Genomic DNA, 15577 nt, shown 5'->3' on the forward strand with positions numbered 1-15577 from the left:
CGCCCCGGCCGCGCCGCGGGGGTCAGTCTCGGAGGGCCTTCGGCCGGGCCGCGTCCTGTTTCGGAGGCTCAGGAGGGGCCGGGCGGCGGACGTGGACCGGCGTTCCGGTCGGGATCATGTCGAACAGGGGCTTGGCGTTGTGCAGCGGGACCCGGATGCAGCCGTGGGACGCGGGGTGCAGCGGGACCCTCTCCGAGCCGTGGAAGCCGATGGCCCCGTTGAAGTAGATGGTGTAGAACTGGTCGCCCAGTGGCCCGTGGGTCCATCCGGTGGTCCGCCACCAGGAGCGGAAGTCTCCGACGGGCGTGACGGCGACCCCGCAGTGGCCGTTCTTGCAGTAGTGCTTGTCGTTACCGGTCGAGATATGGGTGACCAGGGCCGGCTTGCCGTCCCGCCAGGCGGTGAGCAACTGGCGACGCAGGTCGATCTCCACCCTGGTGGGCTCTCCCCAGGGCACCAGCGGTCTGAGACGCGCGGGGTGGGAGAGGGCCTTCCAGGTCGGCGGGTCGATCTCGTCGACGGCGGGCAGTCCGTTGGCCTTCTGGAAGGCCCATACGGCCGCGCGTAGCGCGGGGCTGTACTCCTGGCCGGGAGATCCCGGGTTGAACCCCAGCCGGTCGAGACGTTTTTTGACCTCCTGGACCTGGGGTCCCCGGTCACCGGGGCGAAGGACGGGAAAACGCGACAGTGAGGTGTGCTCGGAACGGGGCGGGTGGTCATCGGCGACGGCGGGTTCGGAGCGTCTCGGTGACGCGACGCCGGTGTTCGCGATGCCGAACGGCAGGCACGAGGTGAGCGCGAGGGCCGTGTTCGCGAGCAGAAGGCACTTGACGATTCTCTGCATTTCAGTGAGCCTTTTTGGTCTGTCGTCGCGACCGGGCAGGGTGATATGCGGTGATGGAGGCACCGGGCCACCTCACCGTGTTCATGCCGTCTCGCGTCGACTCCGGGAAGAAAAGAGAATGCTCAGCAGGAGTAGGAGTACGTGCGGTCCTCCACGGCCGCGCGCACCAGGCCGACGGCCTCCTGGGCGCAGCCCCAGGAAAAGCTGAATCCGGCCCCGCCGTGTGCGAAGTTGTAGATGATCCGCCCTTCCTCGTCCCATTCGAGGCAGACGTTTTCCTTCCGGAACGGCCGCAGTCCGGCCCGTACCGGCTCATCGGGATCCAGCTCGAAACCGCGCAGCGCGGGCATGAAGGCCAGGCAGCGCTCGTACATGTCCCGCACCGGAGCGTGGTTCTCCAGGTTGATTCCGGTGTCCCACTCGTCCTTCTCCGCCAGCCCGCCGAGAACAAGGATCCGCGGACTGCGCGGCACGATGAAGACGATGTCCTGCTCGCCGTTGTTCGCCTCGTCGTGGGAGACGCAGTGGGCCTCGTCGATCCCGTCGTTGCGGACCCGCACCAGCGCACCGCGGAGTGGATACATGCTGACACCGCGGAGCTCGGCGGTGCCGAGCCCCGCGCAGCAGACGATCACCTCGGCGTCGAACCGGTCGAGGAGCTCGGCCTTCCTCTCGGTCAGCGTCCCCTCGATCCGATGCCGTCTGACCCGCACCCCGTGCGTTTTGACCTGCCGCATCAGCCACAGCATGTACCGGTCTGTGTCGATCATGGGCGCCAGGTGGGAGTAGGCGTCGACCACGCCGTAGCCGGGGCTGATGCCGTTCCGCTCGGCGAGCGATCGGTCGCGGACGAAGCCGCGCACCTTCCCCGCGAGCTCCCGCATCTTGTGGAGATCGTGGGGATTCTCCTCGACGGGGTGCTTGAAATAGAAGTTGGACCTCCGCATGGCCACCCCGGGAACTCCGGACCGGGCCAGCTCCTCGAATATCCGGTACGAGGTGACGCACCAGCTCTTGGAGCGGGCGAGCGAGACCTGGTCGTGGTGGTAACCGCAGACCGCGGGCGGCCACTCCCACAGCGCGCCCGCGACGACCGAGACGATGTCGGGTGCGAACCTGTCCGCGATGACGGTGACCCGGAATCCCTCCCTGGCCAGACACAGCGCGGTCGTCAACCCGCTCACACCGGCTCCGACGACAAGTACCTTCTCTGAATTCGCGCGCACCTGGGAACGCCTTCTTTCTGGATCCGTCCAGCTCGATCAATTTTCGGCGTGGCCGACCGAGGAAGGCCGTCACGACGAGCGCTGAAACTTCTCCAGGGTAAATCGAGGCACCGGTGAACCCCGGAATGGCGGCGAATCCGGGATGGGGGACGGGTGGCCGCCGGCGAATGGGAAAAAAGTACCGAACGGGGAAAAGCCATACGCGTCCCAAATCCCGCGATGACGAGCGTTTGGCGGCGTGCCGGATTTTCATCGCCAATCCATGGATCGGCTCGGGAGAATGACGGCGTATTCTTGGCCGTTTCCCGGCGGGCACGGTGGGCCGATCGGGGGCATGGCGGGCTGGATTGCCTACGTTGCCCTGGGGACTCGCCTATATATCCTCGGTGGGACTGTTGGGGGTAGCTGGCCGGTCGAGTCGTACTTGTTCCAGAACGTGGCGACCGGAGGAATTCAGCCGCGCGCCCGATGGTGGACGCCGTGCCGGTGAGCGGTTCTGTGCCGCACCGGCACGGCGTCATACCCTCTGACGGGAATGGCCCCGGCTCAGACCAGGGCCTTCTTGAGGAAGTCGACCTGGAGCAGGAGCAGGTTCTCCGCCACGACCTCCTGCGGGGTCATGTGGGTGACCCCGGACAGCGGCAGCACGTTGTGCGGGCGACCGGCGGCCAGCAGAGCCGAGGAGAGGCGGAGGGTGTGGGCGGCGACCACGTTGTCGTCGGCCAGGCCGTGGATCAGCAGGAGGGGGCGGTCCAGCTTCTCGGCGTCGGCGAACAGGGACGAGGAGTCGTAGTGCCCCTCGTCGGGCCGGCCGAGGTAGCGCTCGGTGTAGCAGGTGTCGTACAGGCGCCAGTCGGTCACCGGGGCTCCCGCGACAGCCGCGTGGAACACGTCGGGGCGGCGGAGCACGGCCAGGGCGGCCAGGTAGCCGCCGAAGGACCAGCCACGGATGCCGACCCGCGTCAGGTCCAGGTCGTCGGGGAACCGCGCGGCGGCGCCGTGCAGGGCGTCGATCTGGTCCTCCAGGACCGGGGTGGCCAGGTCGTGCAGGACGGCCCGCTCGAACTCGGGGCCCCGCCCCGGGGTGCCGCGGCCGTCGGCCACGACCACCGCGAAACCCTGGTCGGCGAACCACTGGCTGGTCAGGTGCGCCCCGGCCGCGGCCAGGACGCGCTGGGCGTGCGGTCCGCCGTACGGGTCCATGAGGACCGGCAGTCTCGCAGAGCCCGGCACGTGATCGGAGGGCAGCAGCACCGCGGTGGCCAGGTCGCGCTCGCCCGCCCTGATCAGGGAGACCCGCAGGTCCAGGCCGGGGCGCTCGGCGTACGAGGTGATGTGGCCGCGGGGCGTGCCGTTGTGCAGGACGCGGGTGACGGAGCCCTCGCTTTCGAGGGTCTGACCGGTGATCACGAGGGTGCCGCCCGCGGTGTGGCCGCTGTAGACGCCGCCCTCGGTCGGGCTGACGAGTGTGATCTGACCCCTTCGGTACGCCCATACCGCGATCTCGGTGGGTTCCCCGCTCGCCCGGAAGAGCACGGTCTCGCCGTCGATGTCGAGGATCTCGCGGACCTGGAGGGTGGGCGGCGTGACGGGGTCGTCGCCGACGATCAGGCGGTGGCCGCCCTCGGAGGTGGCGGCCCAGACCAGGCTGCCGTCGGCCAGGTGACCGGGCACGCCGGTGACGACGTCGACCCAGGCGGGGTCGGTGTCCTCGCGCACCAGGGTGGAGGTGCCGGTGGCCGGGTCGACGGCGAGCAGCCGCATGGTCCGCTGGTCGCGCGTCATGGTGACGAGCGACAGGCCGTGGGCGTCCCAGGCGGCGTTGACCAGGTACTCGTCGTCGAAGGGCACGGGGACGCGGGCCCCGGTGAGGGTCAGCACGAAGAGTTCGACCCCGGCGTTGGCGGTTCCCGCGGAGGGATAGCGCTGCTCGGCGGCGGGCCGGGCCGGGTTGGCCGGGTCGGAGATGTGCCACCGCTGGACCGGCGACTCGTCGGCCCGCTCGACCAGGATCGCGTCCCCCGACGGGGACCACCAGTAGCCCCGCATGCGGTCCATCTCCTCGGAGGCGATGAACTCGGCCAGGCCGTAGGTCACCTCCGGGGCCTCGGGGCGGGCCAGCGCGTGGTCGACCTCGTCCGCCAGGTCCTGGATGTGGAAGGCGCCGCCGGTCACGTAGCCGACGTGTTCTCCGGTGGGGGACATCCGAGGGTCGATCACCGGTCCGGGGGTCTTCAGGTTCCTTATGTACCCGGTCTTCAGGTCGACGACGTAGAGGCCACCGGAGAGCGCGAACGCGGCGGTGGTCACCGTGGCGTCGGTGCTGTATCCGACGATGCCGCCGGCCTGCTCCCTGCTCCGCTCACGGCGCGCCCGCTCCTCGGGGGGCAGGTTCTCGTCGTCCGCGGCCAGCGCGCGCGGGTCGACGACGAGCCGTTCCGCGCCGCTGAGGACGTCGTACTCCCACAGGCAGGTCACCGGGTCGGAGCCGCCTCTGGTCCGTAGGAAGACGACGCGATCACCGCCCGGAGCGATCGTGAAACCGCGGGGCACTCCGAGGGTGAATCGGCGGGTTCTGGCGTGCAGGCGAGGAAAGCTCTCACTCATACGAGCCATCTTGCCAGTTCCGCATCGGCTGTCCTGTTTTCCAGAAGTGGTGAATTCGGAGGTTCTGGGCGATCCCTGGCATCGATACCCTCGAACCTATGACTGACCGGCGCCTGATGCTCGTGCATGCCCATCCGGACGACGAGACGATCGGCAGCGGGGCCACCATGGCCAGGTACGCGGCCCAGGGCGCGCACGTCACGCTGGTGACCTGCACCCTGGGGGAGGAGGGCGAGGTCATCCCGCCTGAACTGGCCCACCTGACCGCCGATCGCGACGACGCCCTGGGAGAGCACCGCGTCTCCGAGCTCGCCGCGGCCTGCGCCGCGCTCGGCGTCACCGACCACCGGTTCCTGGGCGGCCGGGGCCGCTGGCGCGACTCCGGCATGATGGGCGTCGTCTCCAACCACGCCGCGAACGCCTTCTGGCAGGCCGATCCGGACGAGGCGGCGGGCGAGCTCGTCAGGATCATCCGCGAGGTGCGGCCCCAGGTGCTCGTCACCTACGACGAGAACGGCTTCTACGGCCATCCCGACCACATCCAGGCCCACCGGGTCACCTGGCGGGCCTTCGAGCTGGCGGCGGACCCGGCGTTCGGCGAGGGCGACCCGTGGCGCGTCTCGAAGTTCTACCACACCGCCATGCCCAGGTCGGTGATGATCAGGGGCGAGGAGGCGATGCGCGAGAACGGCGTCCCCTTCCTGGTCGAGCCGGTCGCCGACCTGCCGTTCGGCTGCGCGGACGATGACGTCACCACCGAGATCGACGCCCGCGCCCACCTCGAACGGAAGATCGACGCGATGCGGGCGCACGCCACCCAGATCAGCGTGAGCCCGCCCTGGTTCGCCCTGTCCAACGACGTCGGCCAGGAGTTGCTCGGGATCGAGCACTTCATTCTCCGCTCCGGCACGCGGGGTCCCGCGGGGCCGGGAGCGCCGATCGAGGTGGGAGGTCTCGGCGAGCCTTATGGCCGCGAGGACGACCTCTTCGCCGGGATCGGTTAGCCTCGATGTTTGTGATGGAGCAGGTCCCCGCGACACGCGAACCCTCGGAGACGGTTGTCACCGTGGCGGTCAACGCGGTGCTCGTCATGCTCGGGCTGCTGATGGGCGTCCTCGGCGGGTTCGAGCACTCCTGGTACATCAGGCCCGTCCCGGTCTCCGCCCTCGTCTGCGTCGCCCTGCTGTTCGCGATCACCTACGGAGCGGGCCGGATGACCCGTGGCAAGGCGGCGGCCCTGTCGTTCGCGATGGGCTGGGCGCTGATCACCATGATCTGGATCACCGGACGGCCGGAGGGCGACCTGGTCATCGCCAACGACCTGTCCGGCTACGTCTACCTCTACGGGGGCCTCGCGGCGATCGCGGTGGGGGTCATGCTCGCGCCACCGGCCGCGGAGGGCGGCTCGTGGCTGCTCACCCAGCACGGGTACGGTCCTCGCCCGCAGCCCTCACCCGCCCCGCCGGGCCCGCAGCCCCCGCCGGGCCCTCAGGTCCCGCCCGGCAGCTGAGGCTCGCCCGGCCGGGTTCTGCCCGGATTCCGCGTGGTGGAGGCCGCTACCGCGAGCCGTCCGGATGGCGCACAATCCCGGTATGCGGCGGTTACATCGGGTACGGCGGACTGTTAACCACATCAACCTGTCCACGCCCCTGGGGCTGCTACTGGCGCGCCTCGGGCGGGCCAGGGTGGCCGCCGGGCCCGACGGGCTGATCCTGGCGTACGGCTACCGCTTCCGGTTCCCGATCGCCTCGGCGTTCACCGTGGGCAACGTGGTGCTGACCAAGCACGAGGAGGGCTTCCTCACCGGAGCCCTGCTCAGGCACGAGGACCGGCACGCCTCCCAGTACATGTTCTGCGTGGGCCTGCCGATGCTCCCGCTCTACGTCGTGGCGGTGGCGGTCTCCATGCTGATCTGCGGCGACCACGCCTCGTGGAACCTCTTCGAGCGGCTGGCGAACCTGGAGGACGGCAACTACGCCCGCAGATCCCCGTGGTGGTTTCGTACTAAATCCTCTTAAAAGGGAATGGATCTCTCTGTGGGGGGATCAACAGGGGGTGAGCTGACGATGACAGAAGGGGACCGCCCATGTCGCAGACGTCCCACCCCGAAGCCGCCGCCACAGAACTCACAGGCCCTGTCGAAGAGCCGCCCCGCCGTTCCGGGTGGTCGGCCCGGTTCGCCACGCGGCCGGCGCGCGCGCTGAGACAGCTGGGCCGGGCCCCCAAACGAATGGCCGTGGCCGAGGCGGCGGCCGGCTCCGCCACGCTCCCGGAAGCCCCCACCCGGCCGGAGCCGCCCGTACGACCGGAGCCACGACCGGCGCGCCCGCCGGGCCGCCCGGCACCCGCGCCCCGGCGGTCGTGGCCGGGCGGCTTCAGGGACCGGCTGACCTCGCCGGTCCCGACCTTCCAGGAACTGCTGGCGATCATGTGGCACGGCAGGCTCCGCCCAGGGGTCGGGGACGCGGACCGCATCCCGGTCCACCGGGACGGCCTTCCCCGCCCGACGGGGACCGACGCGGTCCTCACCTGGGTGGGCCACGCGACGTACGTGGTGCAGATCGGCGGGCTGACCATCCTCACCGACCCGGTCTGGGCCAGGAAGATCCCCGGCACCCGGCCCCGCCTGACCCCGCCCGGCGTCGCGTGGGCGGACCTGCCCCGGATCGACGCCGTGGTGATCAGCCACAACCACTACGACCACCTGGACGCGCCGACCGTGCGGCGGCTGCCGCGGAGCACGCCGGTCCTCGTCCCGGCCGGGCTCAGGTCCTGGTTCACCAGACGCGGGTTCCGCCACGTCATCGAGCTCGACTGGTGGGAGAGCGGCTGGGTGGGCGGTGTCCGCTTCGACTTCGTACCCGCCCACCACTGGAGCCGCCGCACGGTCTGGGACACCTGCAGGACCCTCTGGGGCGGCTGGGTGATCGCCTCCGACGACCAGACGATCTACTTCGCCGGGGACACCGGTTACGGCGAGCGCTTCGCCCAGATCGGGGCGCGCTACCCGGGCGGCATCGACCTGGCCCTGATGCCGGTGGGCGCGTTCGAGCCCCGCTGGTTCATGCAGGCCGTGCACGTCGACCCCGCGCAGGCCGTACGGGCCTGCCAGGACGTCGGGGCGCGCCGGATGGCGACCATGCACTGGGGCACGTTCGTACTGTCGGGAGAGCCGCTCCTCGCGCCGGTGGAGGAGGCCAGAGCGGCCTGGGCGGAGGCCGGGCGGGACCGCGCCGACCTGTGGGACCTCGCCGTCGGCGAGTCCCGCGTGCTGACCACCTGACCACCTGCGACTCGGCGTCCCGGTGGGCGGGCGCCTCCCGGCGCCCGCCTCGGATCATCAGGGGCTGAGCGTCAGGACGTTGGTGGCCGCCTTCTTGACGGACTCCTCGCGGGCGAGCATGGGGATGGTCTTCCCGCTCGCCCAGAGCGGCGCCTGGTCCCAGTAGTTGTCGTGGAACGCGTGGCCGGAGGCACCGGTCAGGTTGATCCACTGGGATTCGTCCAGGTTCCCCAGGTCGACCACCATCCGCATGGACGGCAGCCAGCCCACCGTGTAGTCGGACTGGACGTCCCAGCCGGCGGCGTTGACCGCGTCGTCGCTGCCGGCCACCGGGAACGGGCCCCGGTTGAACAGCCACTCGATCGGGCCGATCCCCGAGGTTCCGAAGGTCTGGTGGACGAGCTTCAGCGAGTGCAGGTCTCCCCAGCGCCAGTCCTTGACGTCCGGGCCGAGCCGGGCGTTCAGCTCGTCGTAGGCCAGGGCCATCGCCCGTCGCAGCATGTCGTCCCGGGTCTCGGTACGCGGGGTGCCGCTGTCGTCCCAGAACGCGTCGTTCGGCTTGTCGAGCATGACCCGGACGACCTCGAACCAGCGGTCGCCGCCGCCGGGCCAGGCTCCCTCGGGCAGGTCGTCGTTGAAGGTCTCGATGAGCAGGTGCCGCCAGACGGCGTTGAAGTACATCGCGGGGGCCGAGTCCGCACCCTGCGAGCGGTCCCACTTCCGCAGCAGCTCGCGAGCGTCCTCGGTGGGCCCGGCGATCTTGACGTCCAGCAGCCTGGGCACCAGGAGGTCGGCGAAGCCGTTGTCGGTGTCCTGTTGCAGCGCGCTCATCGCCGCCACGTCCACCTTGTCGCCCTTCACCGCGTCGCGGAGGCGGTCCAGGATGCGCTGGGAGCGGTATCCGTACGCCCAGTCCTTGGTGAGGTTGTACGGGTAGCGGGTGGGGTCGATGACCGCGTTGTTGGCGGTCACGATGTAGCCCTCCGGCGGGTTGTAGACGCTGGGCAGCTCGTTGAAGGGGATCGTCGACTGCCAGGCGTACTCGCCGGTCCAGCCCGGCACCGGCCAGGTGCCGTCGCCGCGGCTCCGCACCGGGATCCGCCCGGGGGCCTGGTACCCGATGTTGCCCGCGGTGTCGGCGTAGATCAGGTTCTGTGCGGGCACCTCGAACTTGCTCGCCGCCGCCCGGAACTGCTGCCAGTCCTGCGCGGTGTTCAGCTCGAAGATCGCGTCAGCGGTCCTGCCCGGCTCCAGGGCCGTCCACTTGAGCGCGACCGCGTCGGCCTTCTCGTCGAAGGCCGCGTCCATGCCGGGCAGCGTGTCCTTCGTGCTCTGCAGGACGTCGGAGATGATCGGCCCGTGCATGGTGTCGCGCACCTTGAGCTGTACGTCGGTGCCTCCGGCCACCTTGATCGTCTCAGTCCTGGTGGTCAGCGGCTTCCAGTCGCCCATGAACAGGTACGAATCATCCTTGATCCGCTCCAGGTAGAGGTCGGCGACGTCCGGGCCGAGGTTGGTGAAGCCCCAGGAGATCCTGTCGTTGTGGCCGATGATCACGCCGGGCACGCCGGAGAAGCTGAACCCGGTGAGGTCGAACGGGCACTCGGGACCCTTGGCGCGGCAGTGCAGCCCGGTCTGGTACCAGACCGAGGGCATGCCCGCGGACAGGTGGGGGTCGTTGGAGAGCAGAGGTTTGCCCGACTTGGTGTGCTTGCCGCCGACCACCCACGAGTTCGAGCCGATGCCGCTGCCGCCCGCCGGGTCGCCCATCAGGCTCGGCACCGCGCGGATGGCCGCCGCCGCCCGGATCAGCGCCCCGGTGGCCGGTGTCCCCGGCGGCTCCGTGACGCTCTTCTTCGGCTCCTCGTCCTGGTCGAACCCGCGTTCGCCGACCGAGCCCTGGGTGACGATCGGCTGGTGGGTGTCGTAGGGGTAGGAGGGCCAGAGCTGCTCCACCCGCCCGCGGGGCAGCTTGCTCGCCGCGAGGGCCCGGCCGATCTCGTCGGTCAGGTTGGAGCGCAGGTCCCAGGCCATGGCCTTGAGCCAGGCCAGCGAGTCGACCGGGGTCCACGGCTCGGGGCTGTAGCCGGGGCTGGTCGCCCGCAGCAGCACGTACTCCAGGCTCCGGGCGGCGAAGCCGTCGTTCTGCTCCATCCAGGCGTTCACCCCGTCGGCGTAGACGTCCAGGTAGCGCCGGGTCTGCTCGCCGAGCAGGGGCAGCTCCTTCTCCGCCACCTTTCGCCAGCCCATGGTCCGGATGACCTTGTCCTCGGTCAGCGTCGCCGAGCCGAACATCTCCGACAGCCGGCCGGCGGTCACGTGGCGGCGGAAGTCCATCTCGAAGAAGCGGTCCTGCGCGTGCACGTAGCCCTGGGCGAGGAACAGGTCGTCGGGGGAGTCCGCGTAGATATGCGGGATACCCGTTTTATCGCGATATACGGTGACTTTCCCGGTGAGGCCACGTACCTTGAGCTCGCCTTCGAGTTGAGGGAAGGACGCCCGTACACTCCACACGCCGGCCCCGGCGAACAACAGACCGAGCACCACGAGGACGGAAAGTACGCGTGCCAGCCACTTGAACGGACGGGGCATCCAGGCGTACGGGCGGAACCTCACAAAAACCTCCTAGGCGACATGCTCCAGCAAGTGTGGCACCACCCCAGAGGTCCCGGCATTGTGATCATTAGCGAAGATGCGGGTATGACACTTTCCACGGCCGATCTGGTCGACGCCCACGGCGCCGCGGTCGCGAGCTGCCTGACCCAGTTCCGCTCCTACGGCCTGCGCCCCCGATTCGCGGGCCTGATCGCGACGGTCCGCTGTCTGGAGGACAACGCCCTCGTCAAGCGGGTGCTGGCCACCCCCGGTGCGGGCCGCGTGCTGGTGGTGGACGGTGCGGGCTCGCTGCGCACCGCGCTGATGGGCGACCTCATCGCCGCCTCGGCCGTCTCCTCCGGCTGGTCAGGCGTGGTCATCAACGGCGCCGTCCGCGACACCGCCGCCCTCGCCGGCCTGGACCTGGGCATCAAGGCCCTCGGATCGAACCCGGCCAAGAGCGCCAAGGAGGGCACCGGCGAGCTCGACGTCCCCGTCACCTTCGGCGAGGTCGTCTTCACCCCCGGCGCCTGGCTCTACAGCGACGAGGACGGCATCCTCGTCAGCCCCGTCGAGCTCTCCTGACGTGCCGTTCCCGGTCGCTGAGGAGTCCCGGCCCGGAGTGCCGCCCCGCGGCCGGGACCGGGAGCGACCGGGGGAGGAGGCGGTCCCGGTCCTGGCGGCAGGTCAGATCGGGCCGATTCCCCAGTGGTGGACGGCGCGGTCTCCGGGAGCGAGCCGGATGACGTCCTCACCGGTGCGGAAGGCGTTCGGCGGGCAGCTCATCGGCTCCACCGCCAGCCCCTGGCGGCGGTGCTCCTCGGGGAGGGTGTCACCGGTGTAGAGCTGGAGCCACTCGATCCCCTCACCCGCCCACAGCTGGACCCCGCGGGTCCCGTCCGCGTCGCTCAGCCGCACCCGTACCAGCCCGTCGGCGCCGCGCTCCAGGCCGGTGAACGCGGTGTCGAGCACCGTCCGGCCGATCGGGCGGGCGGTCCTGAAGTCGTACTCGGTCTCCTTGACGTCCTGGCGGTCGGTGGGGATCTTCCGGTCGTCCACCGCGAGCCACTGGCTCGCGGGAAGTTCCAGAAGCGCGTCGTCGAGGGTGCCGAGTGTCAGGTAGGGATGGGCCCCGAAGCCGTACGGCGCGTCGGTGGTGCCGACGTTCTCCGCGGCCACCTCGACCTCCAGGCCGGACGCGCCCAGCGCGTACCGGATGGACAGATCCAGGATGTGCGGATAGCCGAGTTGGGGGAAGAGCCGCAGCCCCAGCCGGATCGAGGCGTCGTCGTGGGAGAGGACACGCCAGGGGAACGACCGGGAGAAGCCGTGGATCGCGTTGCCGGTCTGCGGCTCGCTCAGCGCGAGCCGCCGCTCCTCGCCGTCGAACGTGTAGCGGCCGTCCTCGATCCTGTTCGGCCAGGGGAGCAGCGGCAACCCCGCGCCGCCGATCGGGGACAGGTCCTCGGGGAAGTCGACGACGAGCGGCCGGCCGTCCAGGGTGAGGCTCCGCAGGCCGGCCCCGACCTCGGTGATGACCGCCTGGAAACCGTCGGCCGCGATGGTGTACTGAGTCCCGGTGGGCGCGATGTCTGTCACCAGACATCTGGGGCGGATGCCCCGTCCCTCAGGGCGAGGAGGCTCTTTTCGCTGACCATGTTCTGCCGATGCCTTTCGGTAGGTTGTGACATGTCCCGCTTCAGTCTTCAGCCCTCGCCCGCCCAAGGGTGGCGTTGGCAGAGCATTACGGGCATGCCTGATTTGAGTGGAATCTCGTTGTCGAGTGGCACACGCACTGAAAGTGTGGCAGGAAGTCCGCGCCCAGAAAGGTACAACTCACCGCAGACAGGCCAGTTGGGCGATCTACCGAACTGTGGGCCAGTACTCCGGCGCTCACGCCGACTCGGGAACGCCGGGGCACTGCAGGAGACTGGGGCCTTTCTCGGGTTATGGGGCTAAGCGCTTGCAGATAATTAACCCGCCGAGTTGATGACGCTGTCCGCCGAGCTCCAAGCCGGCGGCATCCAGCTCGAACTCCTCACCGGCCCCCTCGCCGGGATCTACGACCCTAACGGCATGGGCGCCATGTTCTTCGCCGTCCTCGCGGTCGCCGGGCAGATCGAGCGCAACTACATCCGGGAGAAGACCCTGGAGGGCCAGGTCATCGCCGCCTCCAAGGGCAACCACGGCGGACGGCCGAAGGTCATCGACGACGACATGCTCACCTTCGCCGTCGCGCTGAAGGACAAAGGCGTCCCCGTCCCCGAGATCGCGAAGAAGCTCACCATCAAGACCGGGAAGAACGCGGGCAAGTCACCCTCGGTCGCCTCGTTCTACAGGGCGCTCGCCGAAGCCGAAGCCACCGCGGCGGACGACGGCCTGCCACTGCGCCCCAAGCCCGTCCGCACCCCGCCGGCCGCGGTCATGGACCCGGTAGCGCGTGAGACGGACGGCATCATCGAGGTGCACAACAGCCCCAACCGCGACGAGCTCGTCAGGGTGCTGGTCGCCGACGACGCCGTGACCCGCTCCGAGCCAGCCGCCGCGTTCGACAAGCAGCGGGCCCAGCAGGCCGAACGCCGCACCGAGACGCCGCCGGCGCGGCCGACCGCGCCGCGGCCGCCGAGGTCACCAGCCAGCGGCAGAGCGAATACGACAACGCCCAGCGCCGCGAGCGGGAGGCGTTCGCCGCGCAGGCCCGATCAACCCGTGACGGCACCGAGGCCGATGCGTCCATGGACGTCTTCAACGCCATGGCCGAGATCCGCATGGCCGCCTCGCGGGCACTGTCGCTGCTGCACAAGCAGCAGATCACCTTCATCGCCGATCGCGCCCAGGCCGTCGCCGAGCTCTGCGACGGCGCCGAGGCGGCCATCACCGCCGGAGGTCCGGCGGGCCGTCTCGCTCAGGTCCGGTAGGCGGCGAGGAACACGCGGACCCCTTCGTCCGCGAAGTGCTGGAGTTCCGCGGGGGTGTACTGCTGCTCGTCCCCGAAGAACATGGCCTTGTCCATCGGCTGGGACAAGATCATCCAGGCGAAGTGGCTGGCGGCCAGGGACGGATCGTCGATCCGCAGCAGCCCCCGGTCTGCCAGCTTCTGGAAGCAGTCGGTGAACGCGTCGATCGTGCGTCCCGGCGCCCGCTGGTAATAGTCACGTGCCACCGCCGGGAAGCGGCCCGCCTCGGCGATGAGAAGCCTGCGCAGCTGCAGCGTTCGCGGCTGGATGACCACGGTGATGTATCGGCGGGCGAGCTCACCCAGGTCCTCCTCCAGGTCCTCGGTGCCGACGAGCTGGGCGACGACCTCGGTGAAATCGCCGACTCGGTCGGTAGCGCCGAGGATGATGTCGCGGAACAACTGTTCCTTGTCGGTGAAGTTCTTGTAGACGGTCTGCTTGGACACCGCGGCGAGGGCGGCGACCTCGTCCATGCTGGTGCCCTGATAGCCGTTACGCAGGAACAGCCCGGTGGCCGCCTCCATGATCGCCCTGCGTTTGCGGGCTGAACGGCCCTCCACCTGGGGCGTCGTCTGTGCCACGTCTGTCATCGTCCGCTCCTCTCCTCATTTCCAGTTTAGTACTAGACGGCTCAGTACTCAAACAAGTACTGTACGGTCCAGTACCGAACGAACTCGAGAGGAAACGCCATGAACAAGGTCATCTCCACGGACGGGACCCCCATCGCGTACGACCGGATCGGCTCGGGACCGGCAGTCATCCTGATCGGCGGCGGACCCACCGACCGATCGGCGAACGCGCCGGTGGCCGACCTGCTTGCGGGCGACTACACCGTGTACAACTACGACCGGCGCGGCCGGGGCCAGAGCGGCGACGCCGCGCCGTACTCAGTGGACCGCGAGTTCGAGGACATCCAGGCCCTGATCACCGAAGCGGGCGGATCGGCGATGGTGTACGGGACCTCCGGCGGCGGGATCCTCGCCGTCCAGGCCGCGGCTCGCGGTCTGGCCATCACCAGGCTGGCGCTGTGGGAGGTGCCCTACATCCTCCCCGGCACCCGCCCGGCCGTCCCCGCCGACTATCGCGACCAGCAGTTCGCGCTGCGCGAGCAGGGCCGTCACGGCGACATGCTCGAACTGTTCTTCCTGGAGGCGGTGCTCATGCCCGCCGAGTTCGTCGCCGGAATGAAGGCCGGCCCGTTCTGGGAGGCGATGGGCTCCACCGCGCCCGCCCTGGCCTACGACGCCGAGGTCGCCGGTGACTTCTCCCTGCCCGCCGACCAGTTGGCCTCCATCACCGTTCCCACGATCGTGATCGACGGCGGGACGATCCCCTGGGTCAGCACCGCAGCCGAGGCGATCACTGCGGCCCTGCCCACCCCCCAGCGCCGCACCCTGCACGGTCAGCCCCACAACGTCGACCCGGCGGCCATCGCCCCCGTCCTGGCGGAGTTCTTCGCCGCCTGAGACCGCGTCGCCCAGGCATCCCCAGAGACACCACCCACTGAGGAGAGGTCATGAGGAAGATCGTCGCGCAGCTGTTCGTGTCCGTGGACGGTGTCATGGAAGCACCTGAGGACTGGCACTTCCCCTATTACAACGAGCAGATGGGCGAGGTGGTAGCCGCACAGTTCCACGAGTCCGACATCCTGCTGCTCGGGCGGACCACCTACGAGGTGTTCGCCGCCTCCTGGCCGCAGCGCGGCAGCGAGGTGCCGCTGGCAGAGCGGATCAACACGATGCCCAAACTGGTCGCCTCCACGACCTTGGACACGGTGCGGTGGCACAACACCACCTTGCTCGGCGGCGACGTAGCCGCCGAGCTCACCAAGCTCAAGGAGGAACCCGGAAACAACATCACCATCAGCGGCAGTCCCACCCTGGTCCGGTCACTGCTGCGTGAGGGCATCCTGGACGAACTCCAGTTGCTGGTCCACCCCATCGTCCTGGGCCGCGGCCGGCGCCTTTTCGACGACGACCGGCAGACACCGTTGCGGCTGATCGACTCCGCGACCTTCAGCACCGGTGTCGTTCATCTGACCTATCAGCCCGCGCTCCACCCGTAG

The 15577-nt window shown here is 69.6% G+C and carries 15 protein-coding genes; 8 read left to right on the forward strand and 7 right to left on the reverse strand.

Translation table 11 applies throughout. The features are described 5' to 3' along the window. Window positions 1-22: 22 nt before the first annotated feature. The 3 genes from ABT061_RS24100 to ABT061_RS24110 all read right to left on the reverse strand — a co-directional run bounded on the left by ABT061_RS24100 (window position 23) and on the right by ABT061_RS24110 (window position 4677). Entirely contained in the window at window positions 23-844 is an 822-nt protein-coding gene (locus ABT061_RS24100) for a L,D-transpeptidase family protein (protein WP_350921700.1), read from the reverse strand. A gap of 122 nt (window positions 845-966) precedes the next feature. Continuing rightward, window positions 967-2070: an FAD-dependent oxidoreductase gene (locus ABT061_RS24105; RefSeq protein ID WP_350921702.1), complete on the reverse strand. Its 1104-nt coding sequence runs from the start codon at window positions 2068-2070 to the stop codon at window positions 967-969. Between the two features lie 546 nt (window positions 2071-2616). Further along, the gene (locus tag ABT061_RS24110) at window positions 2617-4677 is read right to left on the reverse strand and encodes a S9 family peptidase (RefSeq protein WP_350921704.1); all 2061 of its coding nucleotides are present in this window, start codon (window positions 4675-4677) and stop codon (window positions 2617-2619) included. 98 nt (window positions 4678-4775) lie between these two features. Here ABT061_RS24110 and mshB point away from each other — a divergent pair, with 98 nt between their 5' ends. From mshB to ABT061_RS24130, 4 genes are all read left to right on the forward strand, one after another. Continuing rightward, entirely contained in the window at window positions 4776-5681 is a 906-nt protein-coding gene (gene mshB, locus ABT061_RS24115; protein WP_350921707.1) for an N-acetyl-1-D-myo-inositol-2-amino-2-deoxy-alpha-D-glucopyranoside deacetylase, read from the forward strand. Window positions 5682-5695: 14 nt separating this feature from the next. Next, window positions 5696-6187, forward strand: coding sequence for a DUF6113 family protein (locus tag ABT061_RS24120; RefSeq protein WP_350921709.1), 492 nt, complete (start codon window positions 5696-5698; stop codon window positions 6185-6187). Between the two features lie 82 nt (window positions 6188-6269). Further along, window positions 6270-6695, forward strand: coding sequence for a hypothetical protein (locus ABT061_RS24125; RefSeq protein ID WP_350921711.1), 426 nt, complete (start codon window positions 6270-6272; stop codon window positions 6693-6695). 68 nt (window positions 6696-6763) lie between these two features. Further along, on the forward strand, window positions 6764-7960 hold the full coding sequence (locus ABT061_RS24130) for an MBL fold metallo-hydrolase (RefSeq protein WP_350921713.1): 1197 nt from the start codon (window positions 6764-6766) through the stop codon (window positions 7958-7960). Window positions 7961-8017: 57 nt separating this feature from the next. Here ABT061_RS24130 and ABT061_RS24135 read toward each other — a convergent pair whose 3' ends face one another. Continuing rightward, complete coding sequence (locus ABT061_RS24135) at window positions 8018-10552, reverse strand: penicillin acylase family protein (RefSeq protein WP_350922025.1); 2535 nt, start codon at window positions 10550-10552, stop codon at window positions 8018-8020. Between the two features lie 108 nt (window positions 10553-10660). Between ABT061_RS24135 and rraA the strand changes: the two genes are divergently transcribed. Beyond that, window positions 10661-11140, forward strand: a complete 480-nt coding sequence (gene rraA / locus ABT061_RS24140) for a ribonuclease E activity regulator RraA (protein ID WP_350921715.1) — start codon at window positions 10661-10663, stop codon at window positions 11138-11140. A gap of 102 nt (window positions 11141-11242) precedes the next feature. Here rraA and ABT061_RS24145 read toward each other — a convergent pair whose 3' ends face one another. Both ABT061_RS24145 and ABT061_RS24150 read right to left on the reverse strand, forming a co-directional pair. Continuing rightward, window positions 11243-12154 (reverse strand): aldose 1-epimerase family protein, encoded by a 912-nt coding sequence (locus ABT061_RS24145; RefSeq protein ID WP_350921717.1) that lies wholly within the window; start codon window positions 12152-12154, stop codon window positions 11243-11245. Window positions 12155-12684: 530 nt separating this feature from the next. Further along, entirely contained in the window at window positions 12685-12867 is a 183-nt protein-coding gene (locus ABT061_RS24150; protein ID WP_350921720.1) for a hypothetical protein, read from the reverse strand. Between the two features lie 423 nt (window positions 12868-13290). On the opposite strand from ABT061_RS24150, the gene ABT061_RS24155 reads away from it, so the two are divergent. Further along, window positions 13291-13473: a hypothetical protein gene (locus ABT061_RS24155; protein WP_350921722.1), complete on the forward strand. Its 183-nt coding sequence runs from the start codon at window positions 13291-13293 to the stop codon at window positions 13471-13473. On the opposite strand, the gene ABT061_RS24160 is transcribed toward ABT061_RS24155, so the two are convergent. After that, window positions 13461-14102 carry a TetR/AcrR family transcriptional regulator gene (locus tag ABT061_RS24160; protein ID WP_350921724.1) on the reverse strand — a complete coding sequence of 214 codons (642 nt, stop codon included), beginning with the start codon at window positions 14100-14102 and terminating at the stop codon, window positions 13461-13463. The two genes, ABT061_RS24155 and ABT061_RS24160, sit on opposite strands and share 13 nt — an antisense overlap. Before the next feature lie 99 nt (window positions 14103-14201). On the opposite strand from ABT061_RS24160, the gene ABT061_RS24165 reads away from it, so the two are divergent. Both ABT061_RS24165 and ABT061_RS24170 read left to right on the forward strand, forming a co-directional pair. Beyond that, window positions 14202-14978 (forward strand): alpha/beta fold hydrolase, encoded by a 777-nt coding sequence (locus tag ABT061_RS24165; protein WP_061259861.1) that lies wholly within the window; start codon window positions 14202-14204, stop codon window positions 14976-14978. A gap of 50 nt (window positions 14979-15028) precedes the next feature. Next, complete coding sequence (locus ABT061_RS24170; RefSeq protein ID WP_350921727.1) at window positions 15029-15577, forward strand: dihydrofolate reductase family protein; 549 nt, start codon at window positions 15029-15031, stop codon at window positions 15575-15577.

The organism is Streptosporangium sp. NPDC002544 (genome assembly GCF_040295965.1).
Classification (GTDB): domain Bacteria; phylum Actinomycetota; class Actinomycetes; order Streptosporangiales; family Streptosporangiaceae; genus Streptosporangium.

What these genes read in the sequence shown, in the direction of transcription:
- ABT061_RS24170 (WP_350921727.1), top strand. Translation starts at nt 15,029, where the DNA reads ATGAGGAAGATCGTCGCGCAGCTGTTCGTGTCCGTGGACGGTGTCATG.
- ABT061_RS24100 (WP_350921700.1), bottom strand. Translation starts at nt 844, where the DNA reads ATGCAGAGAATCGTCAAGTGCCTTCTGCTCGCGAACACGGCCCTCGCG.
- ABT061_RS24130 (WP_350921713.1), top strand. Translation starts at nt 6,764, where the DNA reads ATGTCGCAGACGTCCCACCCCGAAGCCGCCGCCACAGAACTCACAGGC.
- ABT061_RS24135 (WP_350922025.1), bottom strand. Translation starts at nt 10,552, where the DNA reads ATGCCCCGTCCGTTCAAGTGGCTGGCACGCGTACTTTCCGTCCTCGTG.
- ABT061_RS24125 (WP_350921711.1), top strand. Translation starts at nt 6,270, where the DNA reads ATGCGGCGGTTACATCGGGTACGGCGGACTGTTAACCACATCAACCTG.
- ABT061_RS24120 (WP_350921709.1), top strand. Translation starts at nt 5,696, where the DNA reads ATGGAGCAGGTCCCCGCGACACGCGAACCCTCGGAGACGGTTGTCACC.
- ABT061_RS24165 (WP_061259861.1), top strand. Translation starts at nt 14,202, where the DNA reads ATGAACAAGGTCATCTCCACGGACGGGACCCCCATCGCGTACGACCGG.
- rraA (WP_350921715.1), top strand. Translation starts at nt 10,661, where the DNA reads ATGACACTTTCCACGGCCGATCTGGTCGACGCCCACGGCGCCGCGGTC.
- ABT061_RS24155 (WP_350921722.1), top strand. Translation starts at nt 13,291, where the DNA reads ATGGACGTCTTCAACGCCATGGCCGAGATCCGCATGGCCGCCTCGCGG.
- mshB (WP_350921707.1), top strand. Translation starts at nt 4,776, where the DNA reads ATGACTGACCGGCGCCTGATGCTCGTGCATGCCCATCCGGACGACGAG.
- ABT061_RS24160 (WP_350921724.1), bottom strand. Translation starts at nt 14,102, where the DNA reads ATGACAGACGTGGCACAGACGACGCCCCAGGTGGAGGGCCGTTCAGCC.
- ABT061_RS24110 (WP_350921704.1), bottom strand. Translation starts at nt 4,677, where the DNA reads ATGAGTGAGAGCTTTCCTCGCCTGCACGCCAGAACCCGCCGATTCACC.